The following is a 5,212-nucleotide window of genomic DNA, read 5'->3' as shown; positions in this document are numbered from 1 at the left end:
AATAGACGAACAGCAAGGGAAAAAAAATCAAAAATGCGTGCTTAATTCTTGACAGGGGAGTTATAGTTTGATAGAATATAATAGTTGTCTCGCAAGGGACAGGGATAGTCCATTGAAAACTGAATAAAGAAGAAAAACTCATGTGATGGGGAGACCCATCAAAAAACAATCTGTCAATGATTATACAATAATGAAAGACAAGCCAGTCACTAAGGTGACTTAAATAAACTTTATTTGAGAGTTTGATCCTGGCTCAGGACGAACGCTGGCGGCGTGCCTAATACATGCAAGTGGAACGCTTTTACTTGGTACTTGTACCGATTAAAAGAGTCGCGAACGGGTGAGTAACGCGTGGGGAATCTGCCTAGGAGCGGGGGACAACATCTGGAAACGGGTGCTAATACCGCATAAAAGCATTAGAGACATCTCTGATGTTTGAAAGGAACAACTGTTTCACTCCTAGATGATCCCGCGTTGTATTAGCTAGTTGGTGGGGTAAAGGCCTACCAAGGCGATGATACATAGCCGACCTGAGAGGGTGATCGGCCACATTGGGACTGAGACACGGCCCAAACTCCTACGGGAGGCAGCAGTAGGGAATCTTCGGCAATGGACGAAAGTCTGACCGAGCAACGCCGCGTGAGTGAAGAAGGTTTTCGGATCGTAAAACTCTGTTGTTGTTAAAGAACGTGTGTGAGAGTGGAAAATTCACACAGTGACGGTAAACAACCAGAAAGGGACGGCTAACTACGTGCCAGCAGCCGCGGTAATACGTAGGTCCCGAGCGTTGTCCGGATTTATTGGGCGTAAAGCGAGCGCAGGTGGTTTAATAAGTCTGATGTAAAAGGCTACTGCTCAACAGTAGTATGCATTGGAAACTGTTAGACTTGAGTGCAGGAGAGGAGAGTGGAATTCCATGTGTAGCGGTGAAATGCGTAGATATATGGAGGAACACCGGAGGCGAAAGCGGCTCTCTGGCCTGTAACTGACACTGAGGCTCGAAAGCGTGGGGAGCAAACAGGATTAGATACCCTGGTAGTCCACGCCGTAAACGATGAGTGCTAGATGTGGGGATCTATAAGATTTCCGTATCGCAGCTAACGCAATAAGCACTCCGCCTGGGGAGTACGACCGCAAGGTTGAAACTCAAAGGAATTGACGGGGGCCCGCACAAGCGGTGGAGCATGTGGTTTAATTCGAAGCAACGCGAAGAACCTTACCAGGTCTTGACATACTGATGCAATTCTTAGAGATAAGAAGTTCCTTCGGGACATCGGATACAGGTGGTGCATGGTTGTCGTCAGCTCGTGTCGTGAGATGTTGGGTTAAGTCCCGCAACGAGCGCAACCCCTATTGTTAGTTGCCATCATTAAGTTGGGCACTCTAACGAGACTGCCGGTGATAAACCGGAGGAAGGTGGGGATGACGTCAAATCATCATGCCCCTTATGACCTGGGCTACACACGTGCTACAATGGTTGGTACAACGAGTCGCAACACAGCAATGTGAAGCTAATCTCTTAAAACCAATCTCAGTTCGGATTGTAGGCTGCAACTCGCCTACATGAAGTCGGAATCGCTAGTAATCGCGGATCAGCACGCCGCGGTGAATACGTTCCCGGGCCTTGTACACACCGCCCGTCACACCATGGGAGTTGGGAGTACCCGAAGTTGGTTGCCTAACCGTAAGGAGGGCGCTACCTAAGGTAAGACCGATGACTGGGGTGAAGTCGTAACAAGGTAGCCGTATCGGAAGGTGCGGCTGGATCACCTCCTTTCTAAGGAAATATACGAGTGAGAGAGTACTCACATAAAAGAAACTCATGAGGAATTTAACTTTATTCAGTTTTGAGTGGTCTATTGACCATACGACCATATCAGATATTGGTGTGGGGCCTTAGCTCAGCTGGGAGAGCGCCTGCTTTGCACGCAGGAGGTCAGCGGTTCGATCCCGCTAGGCTCCATTGAAACGTAAGTTTCAAACTTGAACATTGAAAACTAAATAACAATCTATATAACAATAAATAAACCGAAAAAGCTGCGAATTATTGAGAGATAATTCAACTTATACGAGAAAAAGAAAACCTAGAGTTTTGTTGTGAAAACAATAGAATTTTAGCTTTGGCAAAGTTAATAAGGGCGCACGGTGGATGCCTTGGCACTAAGAGCCGATGAAGGACGTGACTAACGACGATATGCGACGGGGAGCTGTAAGTACGCTTTGATCCGTTGATTTCCAAATGGGGAAACCCACCAATTTGATGATTGGTATCCATATATGAATACATAGTATATGAGAAGGTAACGCAGAGAACTGAAACATCTAAGTACCTGCAGGAAAAGAAAATAAGAATGATTCCCTAAGTAGCGGCGAGCGAACGGGGAAAAGGGCAAACCAAGAAGCTTGCTTCTTGGGGTTGTAGGACTGTAACATGGACTTAAAGTAGTTAGGAGAATAACCTGGAAAGGTTAATCAGAGAGGGTAACAATCCCGTATCCAAAAACTATTTTATACCTAACAGTATCCTGAGTAGGGCGAGACACGTGAAATCTCGTTTGAATCTGGGAGGACCATCTCCCAACCCTAAATACTCCTTAGTGACCGATAGTGAACCAGTACCGTGAGGGAAAGGTGAAAAGAACCCCGTGAGGGGAGTGAAATAGCACCTGAAACCGTGTGCCTACAAGAAGTTCGAGCCCGTTAATGGGTGAGAGCGTGCCTTTTGTAGAATGAACCGGCGAGTTATGTTATGATGCGAGGTTAAAGTGAAGAGCTGGAGCCGCAGGGAAACCGAGTCTGAATAGGGCGCTTTAGTATCATGATGTAGACCCGAAACCTAGTGACCTATCCATGAGCAGGGTGAAGGTGTGGTAAGACGCACTGGAGGCCCGAACCAGGACACGTTGAAAAGTGTTTGGATGACTTGTGGATAGCGGAGAAATTCCAAACGAACTGGGAGATAGCTGGTTCTCTCCGAAATAGCTTTAGGGCTAGCGTCGAAATTTAAGTGTATGGGAGGTAGAGCACTGTTTAGGTGAGGGGTCCGTCTTGGATTACCAATCTTAGATAAACTCCGAATGCTCATACACATGTTCGGCAGTCAGACTGCGAGTGCTAAGATCCGTAGTCAAAAGGGAAACAGCCCAGACCAACAGCTAAGGTCCCAAAATACATGTTAAGTGGAAAAGGATGTGGGGTTGCACAGACAACTAGGATGTTAGCTCAGAAGCAGCTACCATTCAAAGAGTGCGTAATAGCTCACTAGTCGAGTGACCCTGCGCCGAAAATGTACCGGGGCTAAACATGTTACCGAAGCTTTGGATTATAGTAATATAATGGTAGGAGAGCGTTCTTATCAGCTGTGAAGGTGTACCGTGAGGAGCGCTGGAGCGATAAGAAGTGAGAATGCCGGTATGAGTAGCGCAAGTAAGGTGAGAATCCTTACCACCGTAAGACTAAGGTTTCCAGGGGAAGGCTCGTCCGCCCTGGGTTAGTCGGGACCTAAGGCGAGGCCGAAAGGCGTAGTCGATGGACAACTGGTTGATATTCCAGTACAAGTATTGTTGTGAAGGAGGGACGCAGGAGGCTAGGGTGTGCCAGTGAATGGATTCTGGTCTAAGCGTTAAGTGGGGCGAAGTGTCAAATGCATAAGCCATATACCACAAGTCGTTATGGGGAAGTTTCTTAGGAAACGAAGTACCTGATGTCACACTGCCAAGAAAATCTTCTAACTATATTCAATACTTCCCGTACCGCAAACCGACACAGGTAGTCGAGGCGAGTAGCCTCAGGTGATCGAGCGAACTCTCGTTAAGGAACTCGGCAAAATGACCCCGTAACTTCGGGAGAAGGGGTGCTGATCGCAAGGTCAGCCGCAGTGAAAAGGTCCAAGCAACTGTTTATCAAAAACACAGCTCTCTGCTAAACCGCAAGGTGATGTATAGGGGGTGACGCCTGCCCGGTGCTGGAAGGTTAAGAGGAGTGCTTAGCGTAAGCGAAGGTATGAATTGAAGCCCCAGTAAACGGCGGCCGTAACTATAACGGTCCTAAGGTAGCGAAATTCCTTGTCGGGTAAGTTCCGACCCGCACGAAAGGCGTAATGATTTGGATACTGTCTCAACGAGAGACTCGGTGAAATTTTAGTACCTGTGAAGATGCAGGTTACCCGCGACAGGACGGAAAGACCCCATGGAGCTTTACTGCAGATTGATATTGAGTAAGTGTACATCATGTACAGGATAGGTAGGAGCCTAAGAAGTGTGGACGCTAGTTTACACGGAGGCGCTGTTGGGATACTACCCTTGATTTATGGTTACTCTAACCTACTAGCCTTATCGGCTAGGGAGACAGTGTCTGTCGGGCAGTTTGACTGGGGCGGTCGCCTCCTAAACAGTAACGGAGGCGCTCAAAGGTTGGCTCAGTATGGTTGGAAATCATACGTAGAGTGTAAAGGTAAAAGCCAGCTTGACTGCGAGAGCTACAACTCGAGCAGGTAGGAAACTAGGACTTAGTGATCCGGTGGTACCGCATGGAAGGGCCATCGCTCAACGGATAAAAGCTACCCTGGGGATAACAGGCTTATCTCCCCCAAGAGTTCACATCGACGGGGAGGTTTGGCACCTCGATGTCGGCTCGTCGCATCCTGGGGCTGTAGTCGGTCCCAAGGGTTGGGCTGTTCGCCCATTAAAGCGGCACGCGAGCTGGGTTCAGAACGTCGTGAGACAGTTCGGTCCCTATCCGTCGCGGGCGTAGGAAATTTGAGAGGCTCTGTCCTTAGTACGAGAGGACCGGGATGGACCCACCGCTGGTGTACCAGTTGTCATGCCAATGGCACGGCTGGATAGCTATGTGGGGAAAGGATAAACGCTGAAAGCATCTAAGTGTGAAGCCACCCTCAAGATGAGATTTCCCACCATTTATGGTTAAGAGCCCTGAGAGATGATCAGGTAGATAGGACGGATGTGGAAGTGCTGTGAGGCATGGAGCTAACCGTTACTAATTGCTCGAGGACTTTACCAGAAAGTATAAGTAGTGGAGTAAGTTTATGAGTTATAGAGATATGTTATTTAGTTTTGAGTGTTCAAGACATTCAGTTATTTGGTAATGATAGCGATGGAGATACACCTGTTCCCATGTCGAACACAGAAGTTAAGTCCATCCACGGCGGAAGTACTTGGAGGTTGCCTCCTGGGAGATAGGCTAGTTGCCAAGT

General features: G+C 48.0%; 1 tRNA gene and 3 rRNA genes. All 4 read left to right on the top strand.

Annotated features, from left to right (window positions below):
* The first annotated feature begins 230 nt into the window (after window positions 1-230).
* The 4 genes from KJS36_RS10760 (at window position 231) to rrf (ending at window position 5,212) form a co-directional block, all read left to right on the top strand.
* Window positions 231-1,777 (top strand): 16S ribosomal RNA (locus tag KJS36_RS10760).
* Window positions 1,778-1,890: 113 nt separating this feature from the next.
* A tRNA-Ala gene (locus tag KJS36_RS10755) sits at window positions 1,891-1,963 on the top strand.
* Between the two features lie 159 nt (window positions 1,964-2,122).
* Window positions 2,123-5,019, top strand: a 23S ribosomal RNA gene (locus KJS36_RS10750).
* A gap of 77 nt (window positions 5,020-5,096) precedes the next feature.
* Window positions 5,097-5,212, top strand: a 5S ribosomal RNA gene (rrf, locus tag KJS36_RS10745).
* The 16S, 23S and 5S rRNA genes sit together here with 1 tRNA gene alongside, the layout of an rRNA operon.

Origin of the sequence: Lactococcus nasutitermitis (assembly GCF_018403765.1) — a bacterium.
In the GTDB taxonomy this organism is placed as follows: domain Bacteria; phylum Bacillota; class Bacilli; order Lactobacillales; family Streptococcaceae; genus Lactococcus; species Lactococcus nasutitermitis.
This window is presented reverse-complemented; position numbering and strand designations above follow the sequence as displayed.